Source organism: bacterium (assembly GCA_021108215.1).
In the GTDB taxonomy this organism is placed as follows: Bacteria; Oederibacteriota; JAAXVQ01; order JAAXVQ01; family JAUVAV01; genus JAIORK01.
Window position 1 is genome coordinate 1 of the sequence record JAIORK010000038.1, and the last position, 17,937, is coordinate 17,937.

At 47.2% G+C, this 17,937-nt stretch carries 20 protein-coding genes; 1 reads left to right on the top strand and 19 read right to left on the bottom strand.

Going from position 1 to position 17,937, the window contains the following annotated elements:
* Nucleotides 1-320: 320 nt before the first annotated feature.
* Complete coding sequence (gene queC, locus K8S19_09100; GenBank protein ID MCD4813830.1) at nucleotides 321-1,007, bottom strand: 7-cyano-7-deazaguanine synthase QueC; 687 nt, start codon at nucleotides 1,005-1,007, stop codon at nucleotides 321-323.
* Between the two features lie 74 nt (nucleotides 1,008-1,081).
* Entirely contained in the window at nucleotides 1,082-1,375 is a 294-nt protein-coding gene (locus tag K8S19_09105; GenBank protein MCD4813831.1) for a SpoVG family protein, read from the bottom strand.
* 336 nt (nucleotides 1,376-1,711) lie between these two features.
* Between K8S19_09105 and K8S19_09110 the strand changes: the two genes are divergently transcribed.
* Nucleotides 1,712-2,341, top strand: coding sequence for a protein-L-isoaspartate(D-aspartate) O-methyltransferase (locus K8S19_09110; protein ID MCD4813832.1), 630 nt, complete (start codon nucleotides 1,712-1,714; stop codon nucleotides 2,339-2,341).
* On the opposite strand, the gene K8S19_09115 is transcribed toward K8S19_09110, so the two are convergent.
* The 17 genes from K8S19_09115 to K8S19_09195 all read right to left on the bottom strand — a co-directional run bounded on the left by K8S19_09115 (nucleotide 2,336) and on the right by K8S19_09195 (nucleotide 17,652).
* The gene (locus K8S19_09115) at nucleotides 2,336-2,674 is read right to left on the bottom strand and encodes a hypothetical protein (protein ID MCD4813833.1); all 339 of its coding nucleotides are present in this window, start codon (nucleotides 2,672-2,674) and stop codon (nucleotides 2,336-2,338) included. The genes K8S19_09110 and K8S19_09115 overlap by 6 nt on opposite strands.
* Nucleotides 2,675-2,694: 20 nt before the next feature.
* Nucleotides 2,695-3,624: a TIGR01212 family radical SAM protein gene (locus tag K8S19_09120; GenBank protein ID MCD4813834.1), complete on the bottom strand. Its 930-nt coding sequence runs from the start codon at nucleotides 3,622-3,624 to the stop codon at nucleotides 2,695-2,697.
* Nucleotides 3,624-5,498, bottom strand: coding sequence for a tRNA uridine-5-carboxymethylaminomethyl(34) synthesis enzyme MnmG (gene mnmG / locus K8S19_09125; GenBank protein ID MCD4813835.1), 1,875 nt, complete (start codon nucleotides 5,496-5,498; stop codon nucleotides 3,624-3,626). Before mnmG ends, K8S19_09120 begins: the two co-directional genes overlap by 1 nt.
* A gap of 10 nt (nucleotides 5,499-5,508) precedes the next feature.
* Nucleotides 5,509-6,135, bottom strand: coding sequence for a hypothetical protein (locus K8S19_09130; protein ID MCD4813836.1), 627 nt, complete (start codon nucleotides 6,133-6,135; stop codon nucleotides 5,509-5,511).
* A 75-nt stretch (nucleotides 6,136-6,210) separates the two neighbouring features.
* Complete coding sequence (gene rsmB, locus K8S19_09135; protein ID MCD4813837.1) at nucleotides 6,211-7,548, bottom strand: 16S rRNA (cytosine(967)-C(5))-methyltransferase RsmB; 1,338 nt, start codon at nucleotides 7,546-7,548, stop codon at nucleotides 6,211-6,213.
* A 328-nt stretch (nucleotides 7,549-7,876) separates the two neighbouring features.
* The gene (locus tag K8S19_09140) at nucleotides 7,877-8,731 is read right to left on the bottom strand and encodes a zinc metalloprotease HtpX (protein MCD4813838.1); all 855 of its coding nucleotides are present in this window, start codon (nucleotides 8,729-8,731) and stop codon (nucleotides 7,877-7,879) included.
* A gap of 67 nt (nucleotides 8,732-8,798) precedes the next feature.
* The gene (locus K8S19_09145) at nucleotides 8,799-9,209 is read right to left on the bottom strand and encodes a PilZ domain-containing protein (protein MCD4813839.1); all 411 of its coding nucleotides are present in this window, start codon (nucleotides 9,207-9,209) and stop codon (nucleotides 8,799-8,801) included.
* 68 nt (nucleotides 9,210-9,277) lie between these two features.
* A complete protein-coding gene (locus tag K8S19_09150; protein ID MCD4813840.1) occupies nucleotides 9,278-9,688 on the bottom strand; it encodes a ribonuclease HI family protein in 411 nt (136 codons plus the stop codon).
* Entirely contained in the window at nucleotides 9,685-10,488 is an 804-nt protein-coding gene (gene kdsA / locus K8S19_09155) for a 3-deoxy-8-phosphooctulonate synthase (protein ID MCD4813841.1), read from the bottom strand. Before kdsA ends, K8S19_09150 begins: the two co-directional genes overlap by 4 nt.
* 19 nt (nucleotides 10,489-10,507) lie before the next feature.
* Complete coding sequence (locus K8S19_09160; GenBank protein MCD4813842.1) at nucleotides 10,508-12,172, bottom strand: CTP synthase; 1,665 nt, start codon at nucleotides 12,170-12,172, stop codon at nucleotides 10,508-10,510.
* A 149-nt stretch (nucleotides 12,173-12,321) separates the two neighbouring features.
* Nucleotides 12,322-12,912, bottom strand: coding sequence for a hypothetical protein (locus K8S19_09165; GenBank protein MCD4813843.1), 591 nt, complete (start codon nucleotides 12,910-12,912; stop codon nucleotides 12,322-12,324).
* On the bottom strand, nucleotides 12,891-13,349 hold the full coding sequence (locus tag K8S19_09170; protein ID MCD4813844.1) for a hypothetical protein: 459 nt from the start codon (nucleotides 13,347-13,349) through the stop codon (nucleotides 12,891-12,893). The genes K8S19_09165 and K8S19_09170 overlap by 22 nt, the downstream gene beginning before the upstream one ends.
* Nucleotides 13,350-13,379: 30 nt before the next feature.
* Nucleotides 13,380-14,531, bottom strand: coding sequence for an AAA family ATPase (locus tag K8S19_09175; protein MCD4813845.1), 1,152 nt, complete (start codon nucleotides 14,529-14,531; stop codon nucleotides 13,380-13,382).
* Nucleotides 14,532-14,641: 110 nt separating this feature from the next.
* The gene (locus tag K8S19_09180; protein ID MCD4813846.1) at nucleotides 14,642-16,132 is read right to left on the bottom strand and encodes a hypothetical protein; all 1,491 of its coding nucleotides are present in this window, start codon (nucleotides 16,130-16,132) and stop codon (nucleotides 14,642-14,644) included.
* 20 nt (nucleotides 16,133-16,152) lie between these two features.
* Complete coding sequence (locus K8S19_09185) at nucleotides 16,153-16,557, bottom strand: UPF0164 family protein (GenBank protein MCD4813847.1); 405 nt, start codon at nucleotides 16,555-16,557, stop codon at nucleotides 16,153-16,155.
* Nucleotides 16,554-17,291 carry a carboxypeptidase regulatory-like domain-containing protein gene (locus K8S19_09190; GenBank protein MCD4813848.1) on the bottom strand — a complete coding sequence of 246 codons (738 nt, stop codon included), beginning with the start codon at nucleotides 17,289-17,291 and terminating at the stop codon, nucleotides 16,554-16,556. The genes K8S19_09185 and K8S19_09190 overlap by 4 nt, the downstream gene beginning before the upstream one ends.
* Entirely contained in the window at nucleotides 17,263-17,652 is a 390-nt protein-coding gene (locus K8S19_09195) for an AAA family ATPase (protein MCD4813849.1), read from the bottom strand. Before K8S19_09195 ends, K8S19_09190 begins: the two co-directional genes overlap by 29 nt.
* Nucleotides 17,653-17,937: the final 285 nt, after the last annotated feature.

Genomic DNA, 17,937 nt, shown 5'->3' on the forward strand with positions numbered 1-17,937 from the left:
ATTGTCCGTCTTTTCAAATCAATCATCTTTTTTCCTCACGCAAAGGCGCTAAGATACAAAGATCGCCAAGTCATTCTTTTATAATAAAATCATTTTCCTTGCTTTGCTTGCTTGGCGGCTTGGCGTGATGCCTGCTTTTCCTCACGCAAAGGCGCTAAGGTGCCAAGATCGCTAAGTCATTCTTTTATAATAAAATCAATTGCCTTTCCTTTGTTTGCTTGCTTGGCGGCTTGGCGTGATGCCTGCTTTCCCTATTTCGTTTGACTAATTTTTCTCAAATTCCATGCATTTTTTTATGACAAATCCTGATTTTCGAGAATTTATTTCACCGTTGGATCGTCTTCCCCGGCTTCGGCAAATCCTTTGCGCCGCAGCACACAGGCCTCGCATTTCCCGCAGGGAGTGCCCTGGCTGTCAGGATTGTAGCAAGAAGAGGTCAGGGACAAATCCAAGTCCAATTCTTTTCCCAATTTGACAATCCGGGATTTGGACATTTTAAGCAGCGGTGCCTCAATTTTCAATTCCCACTGTCCGCCGGTACCTGCTTTGGTAGCCAGCTTGGCCAATGCCTGAAAAGCTTCCAGATATTCCGGCCTGCAATCCGGATAACCGGAGTAATCAACATAATTGGCCCCGATGAAAATAGCGTCCGCATGCAAGACCTCGGCCCAGGCCAATCCCAGCGAAAGCAGCACTGTATTGCGCGCCGGAACATAGGTGCCGGGCACTTCAGAGTCATCGCCGATCGTCGTTCGCGCATCGGGAACCGGAATCGCCCCGGTCAGTGCCGAACCGCCGAATGCCTGTAAGTCCACCTGGACGATCTTATGTGCGCAAGCACCCAAAACCCCGGCTATTTCCTTGGCACGCTCAATTTCTATCTTATGGCGCTGACCGTAATCTGCTGTCAAGGCATAGCAAGCATACCCGTGCTCTTTGGCAAATGCAAAGGTGACTGCCGAATCCAGTCCGCCGGACAAAAGGATCACTGCTTTTTTGGGTTCCATTTTACTACCGCCTGTCTTTACGTATTGCGGAGCATTATACGGCACACCGTGGTCTTTCGCCAAGTTTGAAAAAATCAGTTTCGGGATTTATTCAATTCCTGTTTATACGCATCAAGTACAACCTGCTGCAACTGGTTGTAGCTCTCTTTGTTCACAGGAAAAACGATATCCGTATATTTTTTTTCCTGACTTGTTTTGTCGATATAGACCTCAGAGGGCATCGCGACAAACAATCCTTTTTTCCCTTCAATGACTTTTAAATTTTTAATGACAAACAAATTGCTGATTTTGACGGCTGCCAAAGCCTTAAGCGCGCCTTTATTCTCCAAGAGATTTATCCGATCCATTTTTAAAATTTTTTCCATCATCGCATCCTCCTGCATAATTTTTTCATCTCTAAACGTTTGACTTGTTTTTTCGGTTTTCCATGCACTTTTTTTGAGGTAATAATCCGATTTTCTTGACAGGCAGGTTTTGCAGGCATAGAGTTAGTCCTTAAAGATGATGCTAATCGTTTTTCTTTATATAAAGCGATATCATAGATCAGCCTAAAACCATTTGTCGAACAGCACCTGGAACAAGCATGCCATGGTTTTCGCTTTTATATAACGAAAAATGATTAGCATCGTCTTCACAAGTCGGAGGTTATTTCTAAATTGAAACTTTCAAAACAGGAAAAAGAATTCGAATGCTTACGCCATCACATGGTGGAGACGCAAATTAAACGCCGGGGAATCGTCCTGCCTGCTGTTTTAGCTGCCATGCAAACTGTCCCCCGGCACAACTTCATCCCGGAAAAAATCCGTTCACACGCCTATGACGATGCTGCGCTGCCGCTTGTCGAGGGACAAACCATTTCCCAACCGTACATTGTCGGACTCATGACTGAGCTTTGCGCACCCCAACCCGGAAAAACCGTGCTTGAAATCGGGACCGGCTCCGGATACCAGGCCGCCGTCCTGGCCGAGACCGGTATGACGGTCGCCACCCTGGAAATGCATGCATCTCTGGCACAGCAGGCAATGCAAACGCTGGATGCCTTGGGATACAGCCAAAATGTAATCAGTAAACTTGGGGATGGTTTCTCTGGTTGGTCTGAGCAGGCGCCTTTTGACTGCATCCTCATAACGTGCGCTGTCTCACATATACCGCCGCCGCTGGTCCAACAACTCAAACCCAATGGCAAACTCATCGTACCCTTGGGCGAACAATTGAATCATCAAACACTCACGGTGATAACCAAGCTGGTAAACAATGACTTAATTTTTAAAAAAATTTTAGGAGTTGTTTTTGTACCCATGACCGGCCCGCATGGGTTTGACCCGTCATCATAATTCTATCAAAGCACTGCAGTAGAGTTTGATGGTGACATTTGTTTTATCCTGCCAGGGCCAAAACATGGCCACCACCCGCTCCTTGTCCTGATCACACACAAATAGTGTCTGCTCCTGATAAATACCGCCAAAAGGCGCTGCGATTTGCTGCTGATCAGTGTCCGGTTTTTCATTGACCGGCTTGCAGGCATCGCCCAGCAGACCTGTGAAATACTCCTGCCAGCTGGAAAGGTCCTTTACCAGGACCACCCACTCACAGTGGTCCGGGTTTTGCATACGTTTTTCAAAAATAGTATCTACCGGGCCTTTTTCATAAATATCAATAACATTCATGTGCAGGCCTCCTCTGCTATTTATTTTCCAAATACACCGCAGGCTTTTCCCTGCCAACTATTCTGCAATTGCTGAGTTTTCCGGATCGCCTGAATTACCCCGGCTTTATCCAGAATCCATTGGGGTGCCACCAGGTCATCCGCACTGCAGTCTGCAGTCAGGCGCTGAATCACCATTTCCGGGTGAAGCCGTTCTAAAAAACCGACCAGGCGCGCTGTATAGTCCGCAAGTGTCAACGGCTGATAACGGCCTGCCTGATACTGTTTGGCCAGCGCGGTTTCGCGAACCACATACAGGGGATGAAGTTTCACCGCTTCCAGCTTAAGCTGGGCGAGGGCATCAGCAGTTTCGAGCTCCTGCTTGGCGCCTTCGCCGGGCAGTCCTAATATAACATGCGCACATATCTGAATACCGGAAAATCGACGGGTCATCGTGACTGCTTTTAAAAACGCCTCAAACCCATGCCCCCGATTCACCGCTCTCAGGGTCGTGTCATGCATGCTTTGCAACCCATATTCCAGCCAAACTTCATAGCGCTTGGTATAGGTATGAATCAATTCCAAAATAGCATCATCAACACAATCCGGGCGTGTCCCAATGGCCATGGCGCAAATTTCGGGAAATTCATATACCACATCATAAATTTCCTTAAGCTGGCGCACACTTCCATACGTGTTGGTATACGCTTGAAAATACGCCATGAAGGCGTGAATCCCTTTGCGTTTCCCCTGGGCAATGCCTTCGCGAATCTGTTGGACCAAGGGACGCGGTTGAGAAACGGCGTGGGGAGAAAATGTCTGCGGTTCACAAAAAATACAACCTGCCTCAGAAATACTGCCGTCCCGGTTGGGACAGGTAAACCCGGCATGCAAACCAATTTTTCTGACCGGTTCTTTGAAGCGTTCCTTGAGATATGCTGAAAAGGTTCGATAGCGGGGCTTTTCCATCATCAAACGCCTGACGTGCGTTGTTTCCCAATATGATAAATCAATTGGGAAATCGCACCGGGTGTAATCCCGGAGATGCGCCCTGCCTGGCCCAGATTGCCCGGCTGCATCTTTGTCAACTTCTCCGCCACTTCCAAAGAAATTCCGGGGAGATTTTTATAGATGAAATTCTTCGGAATACGAATATTCTCCAAATATTTAAATTTTTCAATTTCTTTCGACTGACGGTTGATGTAACCCTCATACTTGACACTGACTTCAACACTCTCTCGAATCCGGCGTGGTATTTGCGCTGATACCTCGTCCAATTGCGCCAGTTCCGCATACCGAATTTCCGGTCGACGCAACAATTCCAGCAATGTAATGGTCCGGGTAAAAGGCGCGGTCCCGCAGCTGCTAAGTAGCGCATCACTTTGTTCATCCGCCACAATACGGGTCATCGCCAGCCGGCTCCGTTCTGCATTGATTTTCCGGACCCGCTCCAAATAGTTTTGAAATACCTCATCCGGGATAAGTCCCAGCTTGTGTCCCAGGGGCGTCAGTCTCTCATCCGCATTGTCTTCCCGAATCACCAACCGGTATTCCACCCGCGAGGTGAACATGCGGTACGGTTCATTGGTGCCCTTGGTGACCAGATCATCAATTAAAACACCAATATAGCCTTGAGAACGGTCGATCACAAATAGCGGCTTGCCTTTAACCAGATGAGCGGCATTGATCCCTGCCATCAACCCCTGAGCCGCTGCTTCCTCATATCCGGTGGTGCCATTGATCTGCCCGGCAAAAAATAATCCCCCAATGGTCTTGCATTCCAGGGTCGCACTCAATTGGGTGGGGTCCACATAATCATGCTCAATACCATATCCCGTCTGAACAATCCCGGCGTGCTCCAATCCCGCAATTGAATGAACCATCTCTTTTTGTATCTCCAGCGGAAGGCTGTTGGAAATACCATTGGGATAATAGCGGTCGGCCGAAAGTCCTTCCGGCTCTACGAAAACATGATGACTCTCCCGGTCCGGAAATCGGACAATTTTATCCTCTACCGAAGGACAATACCTCACACCGGTCCCGGTTATCTGACCTGAATAAAGCGCTGATTGCTCCAGATTGTCACGAATAATTTCATGGGTTTTTTCATGGGTATGCCCGATATGACAGGAAACCTGCTTAAGCTGCGGTGCTTCCGAACCTGTCATGGAAAACGGCACATACAATGTATCCCCGGGTTGTTCCACCAATTTTGAAAAATCAATGGTCTTTCCATCCAAACGCGGCGTGGTCCCGGTTTTAAAACGCCCCATCCGAATACCGTATTGGGTAAGATTTTCCGGAAGCAGTGTCGAGGCAGGATCACCCAAGCGTCCGCCGGGTTCTTTCTGCGTGCCAATGTGCATCAACCCGTGAAAAAAAGTTCCCGGCGTGATCACGACCGTCCTAGCCGCCATGACAGTATCATCCGACAGAACAACACCGGTGGTCTTTCCCTTTTCAACGTTGATACGCACAACTTCTTTGGCAAGAATTTCCAAACCTGAAATCCGGTGTAATTCCTGCTGGGCGGCCAGACGATAGACATCCATATCCACCTGCATACGGGAGGATTGAACGGCAGCACCGCGATTGGTGTTGAGTCGCCGAAACTGGATGCAGGCGGCATCTGCAATACGGCCCATCAATCCACCCAGGGCGTCAACCTCTTTTACCAATTGGCCTTTGCCGATGCCGCCGATCGCCGGATTACAACTGAGCTCGCCAATTTTTTCCAGGGAATGGGTGATTAATAGAACGCGGCATCCGATCCTGGCTGCCGCAGCACTCGCTTCGATACCGGCGTGACCGCCGCCAATAATAATAACATCATAAGACTTTTTCATGGCTATCCACTCAGGCTGTCTTCAGCCAGCCTTCTTCAACACCTTGCTCGACAATATAAATCAAATTCTGACCCGGTGCGGTCTGATAATAAATCCTGCCGGTTGGATTAATCGCCTGATCTTGAACGCACAAAAGATCACAGGTTTGCTGCCAAAATTTATGTCCCGCCTGGACCGGTGAAAACCCCGCATTTTCATGATCAATACACTCCGCCAATGTTTTGGAAAATGATTCACAAAAATCCCGATCCTGGGTCGTGCTTAACACAGCTTCCCAAACCGCTTGTTGGTGCTTGGGCACCAAACACCCAAAATGATATCCCAATAAAACAACCAACACCTTGTAATACTGAAAAATATTCTCACGGGAAATTTCTGTAATCGCACACTCCGCCAGTTTGAAGTTGCTGCCCACGCCGCAGGTGTTTTTAAACATAAAGTCGGCAATCTCTAAAAATCCCGCAAAAATATTTTTGACGACTTTGGACGATCCTTTGGTGGCGTCTAAAAAATGCTGTGCAACGCTTTTCTGCAAATGAAGCAAATCATCTTTGCGTTTAAGCGTCTCGCGCCCTTCCCACGGTTCCTGGGAAGGAACATTGGTTTTGATGTCCTGTGCATTTTTCTTTTTTGTCATATCCACACCCGAAAAAATCTTTTGATGACACTATTATAACCTCTTTGGCATGCATTTCCAATAAAATCTCATCACTCACGTTTGCCGTATCAACCGGGCCGCAAACATGGCATCCATGCCTGTGGTTCGCGGAAATGTTCTAAAAAACCCGTCTTTTCCCCAATAGGTTGCTGCCGGAATACCCTCCCGGCCGGGTCCGGGAAGCACGGAAAATCCGGCATGACCGGCTAAAAATATTTTTATAACATCTTCATTTTCCTCCGGTTCGGTGGTACAGGTTGCATAAATAAGATGACCGCCCGGTTTCACAAAACCGGCCGCCCGATTTAAAAGGGTTAACTGGATTTTGGCCAGACGTTGGTGGTCTTTTTCCTGCAAACGCCGGCGGGTCTCAACATGCCTGCGCAAGGTTCCCAAACCCGAGCAGGGCGCATCCACCAATACCCGGTCAACAGCAATGGAATCGTCCAGCTCCGCTATGACCGAAAGATTGTCCAATCCAAGCCGTTGCGCATTCTCCTGAATTCGTTGACGCTTTTTTTCGGAAACATCATAGGCTAAAACACGTCCCTGATGATTCAGCAATTCCGCCAAATGGGTTGCCTTGCCCCCAGGTGCGGCACACATATCCAGACAGGTTCCCTGGGCCGGTGGATTCACCAGCCAGCCGATCATTTGTGATGCCTGGTCCTGAAAATAAATCCAGTCCGTATTTTTTTCCAGGATGCTTCCCGGGGTCGCTTGATTTTTGGAAAGTAAAATTGCGGTCGGCAAATCACCGGATTGAACCTCCAGTCCCTGCGACTGCAAACGTTCGCCGGCCTGCGCCGCTGTCCCGACGGTCATATTGATACGGGCTGTCAAGGGAGGCGGTGTATTGGCTTGTTGCAGCATGGCTTCCGCGCGCTCAAAACCAAACCGTCCAACCCAGCGTGAAACAATGTAGCCCGGAAAAGAATGCCGTACTGCCAAATAGATAATCGGTGTTTTGAGACGGTCCGGCAAGGCCGGGGCGCCGCGCCGCGTGATTTCCCGCAAAATCGCATTGACCATCTTGACCTGTCCGGCGGGCAGCATGGTCTTGGCCATGGCAACGGTTTCATGTACCGCTGCGTGGGCGGGAATTTTATCCAAACAGAGCAGCTGATAGGCACCCAGCCGCAAAATCATTTTTACCTTATCCGGTGTTTTTTCAGGATCTTTCAATAACCGGTTGAGTGCGTAATCCAGATAACCCTGCATTTTGATCACGCCAAAGCATAATTCCCGACACAATTTCTGATCCAACTGAGACAGGTTGCTTTGCAGTAAGCGCCGGGTTAGCAGGTCTTCCACCCAGACTTTGGGTTCACCCTTTTGATTTAAAATATCCCAGGCCAGCCTGCGGGGATTGGTCTTGCTTTTCAATGGCATCCTCAATTCCTTTTTTTCATCATCAGATACTGTACCGATAAAAATCCATCGGCTTACCCGGCAGGTCTGCCGGACGCAGTACGCCGGGAAGACTGCCCATTGTGTTCGCGGCAACATAACAAAATTTTAAAACCGCAAAGTATTTTTTTATTCATCCGAAAACAAAAAAACCATATCATTCACCGCAAATGCTGCTTAGCGAATGGTTTTCTCTTTTGCCCTTTATATCGTAATCGTCTGAACAAAAAAACACTTCACGGTTTCTCACGCATACCGCTAAGCCCCGGAAAAGCCGACTAACTATGTTCTTTTAGTGTAACGTTGGTATTCAGTGTCCCTTGGGCACACCTTGCAGCTCGCGGGCCAATTCCTGCAAGCGCCCGGCGCGTTGCTCTAAGGTAGGATGGGTGGAAAAAAGTGATGCCAATCCGCCCCGTTTGAAAGGATTCACAATAAACATATGCGCGGTGGCATTGGATGCGGCGTTTTCCTGCATAGGCTGCCGCTTGACGGATGCCTGCAATTTTTCCAATGCATGAACCAGGTCCTCGGGACGGTTGGTTAAAAGCCCGGCGCCGCGATCTGCCGCATATTCCCGCGAACGCGAAACCGCCATCTGAATCAAAATTGCGGCCAACGGTCCAATAATCATGGTCAACAACAATCCCACCAAATTACGGTCGCGGCTGCCGCCGAACCAAAAAGCAAACCGTGCCAGCATAACAATCGCGCCGGCCAGGGTTGCCGCAACCGCACTGATTAAAATATCGCGGTTTTTCACATGGGTCAATTCATGCGCCAGCACCGCCGTGAGTTCGCGTTCATTTAATATCCCTAAAATTCCAGTGGTCACGGCCACCACCGCATGCGCCGGATTCCTGCCTGTAGCAAAAGCGTTCGGAACGGCATTGTCAACCACCATGACGTTTGGCATCGGCAGATTGGCCTGAGCCGAAAGGTTCCTCACGATTTCCGCAACATGTTTTTCATTGCTCTGAGGTTGCCGCGCACGATAGAGTTTTAAAACAATTTTATCGGAAAACCAATAGGTTCCAAAATTAATAACTACGGCAAAACCCAGCGCAATCATCATCCCGTTGGCGCCGCCCATGCGATTACCGATCCACAAGAGCAACAGGGTCATCCCCAACAATAATAAAAATGTCTTAAACATATTCCACATACACTCTCACTTTTCAAACGGAAAAAACCAATGTTAACAGACACCGGCTTAACAAAAAAAATTGCGGCTAGTTCTCAATATCCCCGGGATTTTTCTTTAAAGAATCAGCAATAAATTGACCGATGACATCGGCATCTTCATCCCGCAAAGCCATAAAATAAATACCGGCGCCATGTACGCCGTCCGGTACGCTGTGATCGGAAACCCAGATAACCTCTGAAAAAGCCCGCACCGGTTTGGCCGCCGTGGGCAGGACCACTTCGATTTTGAGAATATCTCCCTTTTCCAGCAAGCGCTCGCTTACCAGAAATAATCCCTCCGCAGACACATTCTTCGAATCTCCCGCCAGGGACATTTTTTTTTCTTCCAGGATGCTGGCTGCTTCTTCCGTCTCATTAATCACTTTATATTGGATTGGGATGGTTACTTTGATGCGTGGATGCTTTCTTTTATCAAAAGACAAAGATGCTTTTTCCATGATAATCCCCCCAGAATATAGTCTTCCGTACGCTGTATCATACCACGAAGCCTTTGGCTTGATAATGCTTAATTGTGCAAATTTTCATCAATGGCTTCGTTGACCAAACGATCCGCTTCTTTGTTCATTTCGCGGGGAATGTGTGCAAGGTTCCACTTGGAAAACCGGGTAAGCATCTGCCGCGCCTGATACCATAACGGCTGGAGGCCGGGATGTCTGACTTTGTACTCTCCCCGCAGTTGCTTGACAACCAATTCAGAATCAAGCCGGATCTCAAGGTGCTCAATTTTGTTTTTCAGTGCCAAGTCCAGACCCAGCAGTATTCCCTGGTATTCAGCGACATTGTTGGTGGTTGCGCCCAAAAAACTGTACGCTTGTGCAATCATGTCTCCCTCCAGGGTCCGCAAAACCGCACCGGCACCGGCAGGTCCGGGATTGCCGCGCGCCCCGCCGTCACAAGCTAAAAGTGCTTTTTTCATACGCCGTGAGTCTTCACAGCCTGATGAATGGCTAAAATGGAATCAAGCAATTGCGGAACATCCTTGAGATGCATCATGGTGGCGCTATCCGAAAGCGCTTCCGAAGGATTGGGATGGGTCTCCATAAAAACACCGTCGATCCCGGCACCGGTGGCGGCCCGGGCTAAAACCGGAATAAATTCCCGCTCACCGCCCGACTGTGCACCGCCGCCGGGAAGTTGTACACTGTGGGTGGCATCAAAAATAACCGGATATCCAAATTTTCGTAAAATAGCCAGCGAACGCATATCCACAATCAAATTATTATAACCAAACGAATAGCCGCGCTCAGTAACCAAAATATTCTGATTGTAGGCAGCCACTTTTTCAATTGCACGTCCCATATCCTGCGGTGCCATAAACTGGCCTTTTTTAATATTCACCGTCTTGCCGGTTTTGGCGGCCGCAGTTAAAAGCTCGGTCTGGCGGGACAAAAATGCCGGAATCTGTAAACAATCAACATAATCCGCCGCCCGCCGGGCTTCCTCCGGCGAATGAACATCTGTGAGCACCGGAATCTTCAGCTCTTCGCGCACACGGTTTAAAATTTTCAAACCGGATTCCAATCCGGGCCCACGATACGATTCCCCGGAGGAACGATTGGCCTTGTCATAGGAGGCCTTAAAGACCAGTTGGATCTTCCGGGATGCCGCGATCTCCTTAAGTGCCGCAGCAATCTCCAGCGGTTGTGCCTCGTTTTCAATAACGCAAGGCCCGGCAATCACCAAGAATGTATTTTGATTGATTGTGCCTGCGCCCATCTGAACAGGTTTTGCCACGTTATTTCCCCTTTTTAGCCGTTCTTTTTTTTACAGGCTTCCTCCGGGAAGCTTTGGTAACCGTCTTGCTTAATGCCGCTTTAATAAATGCTTTGAACAAAGGATGCGCAGCGGTTGGTTTTGATTTAAACTCCGGATGAAACTGTGTCGCAACAAACCAAGGATGATTTTTCAACTCAATCATCTCAACCAAAGAACCATCCGGCGAGAGACCGCAAAAAACCATGCCTTTTTTTTCCAGCTGTTCTTTATAAGCGTTGTTGAACTCATAACGATGGCGATGACGCTCAAAAATAATTTTTTCACCATACGCTTTGGCTGCCATGGTTTTGGGAATAATCCGGCAGGGATACGCGCCCAACCGCATGGTACCGCCCATCTCTTTGACACCCAGCTGCTCGGTGAGTAAAGAAATCACCGGATGCGGCGTCTGATCATCCATCTCCGTAGAGTTGGCTTTTTTTAAACCGCTTACATTTCTGGCAAATTCAGTCACCGCACACTGCAAACCGATACAAATACCTAAAAACGGAATTTTATTTCCCCGGGCATAACGGATGGCAGCTATTTTGCCCTCGATACCGCGACTCCCGAAACCGCCCGGCACCAAAATACCCTGACAACTTTTCAAATAATCCCAGGTGGGTTTATGGTTCTCAGCGATCCGGTCGGCATCCAGCCACACAAAATCCACACCGGACTGATTGGCCAAACCGCCGTGAATAAGCGCTTCTTTGATACTCTTGTAGGCGTCCTGTACCGCAATATATTTCCCCACAACACCGATGCGCGTCTTTTTGGCCGCATGGACATGGCGAACGGTCCGTTTCCATTTATCCATTTTAGCGGGTCCGGATTTCAGCCCCATGACTTTAAGCGCAATTTCATCAAATTTTTCCTGCTGAAACATCATGGGGACTTCATAAATGGACTTCACATCAATGGCCTGGATCACCGCTTCTGTGGGCACATTGCAGAAAAGGGATATCTTGTTTTTCAACTCATTGTTGAGCGGCTGCTCCGTTCGGCAGACAATCACATCCGGCTGAATACCAATCGAGAGCATTTGTGAAACAGAATGCTGGGTGGGTTTGGTTTTTAATTCTCCAGCCGCCTGAAGATACGGCACCAGGGTCAAATGAATGCTGATGGCATTGCTCCGGCCGACTTCCAGCCGAAATTGACGAATCGCTTCTAAAAAAGGCAGGCTCTCAATATCGCCAATCGTACCGCCGATTTCAATAATCGCAATATCCACTTTTTTCTGAGTCGCCACTTTACGGATGCGGTCTTTGATTTCATTGGTAATATGCGGCACCACTTGAACGGTCTTGCCCAGATAATCGCCGCGCCGTTCTTTTTTTATAACCGCATCATATATTTTACCGGTTGTAACATTGTTGCTTTTCCCAATCAGTGCATTGGTGAAACGCTCATAATGCCCCAGATCGAGATCAGTCTCCGCGCCGTCTTCGGTCACATAAACTTCACCATGTTGAAAAGGACTCATGGTCCCCGGATCCACATTAATATAGGGATCAAATTTTGCCATCGTGATTTTCAATCCGCGCGCTTCCAACAAGTTACCCAGCGAGGCGGCTGCCAATCCCTTCCCCAAGGAAGAAACCACACCGCCGGTTACAAAAATAAACTTCGTCTGCCCCATAAATACAAACACCTCCAAAATAATCTTTCTATTTTACGCAGCACACGCAGACTGTCAAATTAAACTTTGCTTTAATTTTTTACATATTTGTAGGATGGAAAGGCTTAAAATCAAAAGCCATATCCACAGATTACGCAGATTTTCACAGATTATAAAAAGGACAAACTTTTTTTAAATTCATCAAACAGTTTAAAGCAAGTCCCTTTTTTCGTTTTTACATCATGCATAGAAATTGGCCCTTCATTATAAAGAAGTTTAATTTGGTCTTTTATTACTTTTTCGTCATCATCAGAAAAACCATATGTCGTTGCATATGACTTTAGCCCACCTTCAGTTTTATTTCCTATCTCCCTACATGAAAGAAATCGCATATTCAATTCATGAAATGCAAAACCGAGAAAAGCTAACTTCTTTGCTTCAAAAACATGTTTTTTCATTTCGAGAAAATCACTAGAACCGGGGTCCGTCCCTTCGGTAAATGTTTTTATCCTCTTTGCCAGTTCCAATAATTGCTCCGGCTTGGGATCAACGCCATACCCCGCATTATCACTGGCAGACCAGGGCAGCGAGCCAACGGTTCCATATGGATGAAATATATCCATTTGTTCAATTAATTTTGCTGCTTCAGTCCCTGAAATTTGATAATAATTTTGTAATACATAATATAAAAACTGCTCTACACAACGATCATAATTAAAGATAATTAATGTAATGGATTTCAACCGTTCTTCGATTTCCACCTTATTACATCTTTCATTTTGGAGTTTAAAAAAGTGGCCAAACCATTTTTTTCTAGTTTGCGAAAATCCATTGGTTTGCTCGAATCAACAAATAGCATACTATTTTTTTCGGCAGTTAAAATTGATCTAATTATTGCCAATTTTGCGCACAACTCAATACTTTCATTTCCTCTATGAGAATCTATAAAATTATCAATTGATGGTGCAGACGGAAGTGCATTTCGAATGCACCTAGCCGCTTCAACATGTTTTTGCAAAGCTCCCTGAACGCTTGCGAATTTGTTTTCTAAAGCTTCGCCAATTTTACGGTCACCCTTTGTCTGGACATGGTCATACTCTATATTAAGAAGCCCCGCTATCTGCAGTTTAAGAAGATTGCCCACGGGCAAACCTACTTCTGCGCTTGCCCCTGCACCGATAATGAAAACAGTTTTCATATCCGTAATCCTCGATGTATTTATATTCTCTTACTTAATCAATTTTCCGTCCCAGAGTTGATCCAAAAAATAGCGCCAGGGCATAATATGGATATTTCCAACCACGCGCGGTTTTTGAACCATGGCAACCACAATGGCATGCTTTACGGAATATTCTTCCATAAATGCCCTGAGATTTTTGAGATGATGCGGCGTAACATTTTCAGTCCCCTTCACCTCCAATGCGATCTCATGTTCCCCCAAAATAAAATCCACTTCCAGTTGAGAAGCTGTTCGCCAATAAGCCAGAGAGTAATCCAGACCTGAATAGTGTCGATGCGCAGAAATTTCCTGAAAAATAAAATGCTCGAACGCCTTGCCGAAATTCTCACTACGCGGGAAAATTTTTCCGCGCCGCAAAAGTATATTGGTCATTCCCATATCAAAAAAATAAAATTTTGGTGCATGAATGACACGCCGCTTGGGACGTTTTCGAAAGGATGGCAGCATGCGGCCGATAAACGTATCCTGTAAAATTTGAAAATATTCCTTCACCGTCGGTGCACTCACACCGCTTTCAGAAGCAATGTTCTGGTAGTTGAGCATCTCTCCATGACTAAATGCAGCCGCCTCCAGGAACCGTCCAAAAGCCGGTATATTGCGGATATGCGCTTCCGCGGCGATCTCTTCACGTAAATAATCTCCAATATAGGACTTAATGAGTATTTCCGGATGATCGGATAAATAATGCCTGGGTAATAATCCGTGATTCAGCGCACGCAAGAGATCAAAATGAGGCAGCTCTTTATAGATAAACGGATAGAGTTCATAGCGGATGGCACGGCCGCCAAGCAAATTAGCGGCACTGCGTTTTAATTTCCTCGCGCTTGAACCACATAAAATGAATTGCTTTCCATGATTGACCATCAGCCATTGAATATCATCCAACAGGGCCGGTACTTTTTGAACCTCATCAATAATAACAGGCTGTTGCTGTGTATCTTGCTGTATGGCGAGAACTTCTTCACGGAGTGTTGCCGGCCGGCGATTGATCCTCTCAAATTCATCGGATAAGAGCAAATCATAATAAGGTGCGTGAGGAAACCTCTGTTTCAACAGTGTGCTTTTACCTGTTTGGCGTGGTCCCCATAAGAATGCTGTTTCTTTGTCTATGAGATGTATTTTTTGTAAACGTTTTATCATGATAAAACAAAGTATACTTTATTTTATCATGATAGTCAAAAGTTTATTTTGCCATATCATCATAACTGTCCAAACAAACAACTCCCATGATGTAGAATCACCCTGATTCCCTATTGCAATGCTTTTTGCTTGGTTCTGGCTTTCTTGATGTTCTCTTGGGCGCCGGGATAATCGGGAATTAGGGTCAGGGTGTCCTGCCAGTTGGCGATCGCCTGTTTCAGTTGGCTCAAGGTATAGTCCTGAATACCCTGTACATAGTGTTTCTTGGCCAAGACACGGAACGCAGCCTCATTTTGCCTAAGCAAACTTTTCGCTTTGGCATGGCCCGGCGAGACTTTCAGAATCTTGCGCCACCGGGAGGCGGCTTTGACCAGATCACCGCTTCCCAAATAACGCTTACCATCTGCGATCCACTTAGTGATCTGGTCCGCACGCAGCCGTATGGCCTCGGATTTGTATTTTCGGGCATTTTTATGCTTAGGTGCTTTTTTCAAAACCATGTTCCATTTTTGAATCGCGCCGTAATAATCACCTTTTCCAAACCGCGTGAGTCCGGCCAGATACCATTCCTGAATACGCGGATCTTTGAAACGCTTGCTTCCCTTGGCCATCTCCTGGCGCGTTTTTGCCAGCATTTCTTTTGCCTCTTGATGTGTTGCGGCAATCGCCAATATCCCCTGGCAAGCCAACAAAGCATCCGCCCATTGTTCGCGTTTAAATGCTGCTCGCCCGGCACGCATTTTTTTTTGAATTTCTTTGGCATAATATTTTTTTTGAATCCCGTCCAATGCCTTTGCAGCAGATGTGTTTCCCGCATCAATAAGCAATATACGCTGATACTCATCCATGGCATCTGTATACTGCTTGTTTTGTCTGTAGTGGTCGGCTTTGGCAAAGCGGGATATCAATTCCGCACGACGCTCCTGGGTACGTAAACCGGCCTTAGCTTTTTCCAGATTTTGCGCCGCTTGAACATCATTGGGTTGAAATGTCAGTACTTTTTGATAATGATCAATGGCTTCGGCATAGCTTTCTGCCTGTAGTGCCGTCTGGCCTTTTTGCCGCGCCTTTGAGATCAGTGCCTGTTTCTCTGATACCAAGGCCCGGCCGCCGCCAAAAAAATAAGTAAAACTGGCACGGTGCCCGTAACCCAGATCACCTTGCGGGATAAGTGCATAATCCAGCTGGTAACCCTGGATATTGAATCCCAACCCCGCCCGAAGCCCGGAAAGGGAATCCAAGCCCTCCTGTTCCGGCCGGTAAAAATATCCGGCGCGCAAAGCAAAAAGATTACGATACCAGTATTCTGCACCCAGACCATAGCGGTACCACCCCGGAAAGGTCCGGACAATATCCGCAGTAATATTTAATTCATCCTTAAAAAACCTGGCGGCACCACCCAAACGCATGGTCAAGGGAAGCGAATAACCAGCCACCGGCAATCCGGCATTTTGCAGCACGGCGCCCACTGACCACCACTGGCCAGGTTGACGATAAAGGGCCCCAAGATCCAGATAACCGCTCTGATACGTCACATCATCCAACTGCTCGTGTGCATAGTTCAAACTTCCGCCCACAGAAATACCATAAGCAATCGGCATGGCAAAGGCCAAACCGGCAGTCAGGCTGTAAGGCCGAAATCCCGAACCAACAGGCCGTCTTCATCCCGGCGTAATTGGATATCAGAATTGAGATAAGAGACTTGGGCCGCAGCACAACCTCCGAATACCGGATACGTCCCAGCCAGATATTCCTGACGCAGGTTGCTGATCCACTGGTTGTGCATAAATAAAATCTGGATATCCTGAATCTGTGACAAGCCGCTTGGATTCCAGGATAATGCTGTAACATCATCTGCCAGACCGGTAAATGCCTCACCCATGCCATACGCTCGCGGACCGGCGCCTAGTTGAAGAAAGGACATGGCACGTTTAGAAGCCGGACGGTCACCGGCCCAAAGCACGGATGTCTGCATCATAAGGATACCCACAAAAAAAACACTGCCGAATCGGCTCATTTTATTCATTTAATCACCGTCAACTTTCCATCCTTGAAGCTGCTCACGCTGCCTTGATTGTTTCTGGCTGTGACTTTGTATAAATAAACCCCAGGTGCTACACCGGACACTTGCCAATGGTGCCGGTTAAACCGCCCGCCAATCCCCGGTCCTTCCCAATCCCAAACCAGTTCCGCGCTTTGGTTATATACCCGGATCAAGACAGTCGCGTCTTCTTCCAGCCAGTATAAAAAGGTAAGACGATCACCCCGGCTGGAATTGGGATAACTGATCGCTTCATCCTTGCCAATCAAAGGCGAGAGTGTAAAATCCGCCCGATCACCGGCATTGAGATTTGCAATGGTCTGACTCTTCATGCCCAATGCACTGGCCTTGACTGAGTGCGAACCATCACTGAGAGGCGATAAAATATAATTTCCACCATTATCCGGTACAGTTTGGAGTACCACCTGGTTTGATGCATCCAATAACATAACCCTTGGGTTTTCTAAACGTCCATTCCCATGTGATTTAACCACGCCGGCAATCGTGGTCTGGGCAACAAGTGTGATATTAGCATTCTCAGTTTCTTCACCCAAAGTCACCATAAAACCTTTTGATGATGATGAATACCCAGCTGCCTGCACTTCCACATCAAATTCCCCACTATGTAAACCCATAATCTTATACGCACCATTTCTTTCACAAACACCAAACCGGGTAGGGATACGATTATCAATCCCCGGCACCGTAATCTGTGCCATAGCGGATGGCACGGCCGCCAAGCAAATTAGCAGCACTGCGTTTTAGTTTCCTCGCGCTCGAACCACATAAAATGAATTGTTTTTCATGATTGACCATCAACCATTGAATATCATCCAGTAGGGCCGGTACTTTTTGAACCTCATCAATAATGATAGGTTGGTGATGCGTATCCTGCTGCATGGCAAGAACTTCTTTGCGGAGTGTTGCCAGCCGACGATTGCTCCTCTCAAATTTATCAGATAAGATCAGATTATAATAAGACGCGTGAGGAAACCTCTGTTTTAACAGTGTACTTTTCCCTGTTTGGCACGGCCCCCATAAAAAGGCTGTTTCTTTGTCAATAAGATGTATTTCTTGCAATCGTTTTATCATGATAGTCAAAGGTTAATTTATGGTTATTCCACAATTACTCCCATATTCAACGCCAACATTAGTAACTAATTGCAATTTTCCCTGGCTCCAACTTTTTTGTCCCTTCGGGTAAAGTAAGAATGATCTGATACAAATAAATCCCCGGTGCACAGGATCCAGTCTGCCATGTCAGGGTGTTTCCAGTCAAAGAATCTCCCTGTATGACCGCAGCTTTCTCTCCGTTCATTTGATAAACAACGATGCGGGCTGCACTTGCGCGAATATCGTTCCATA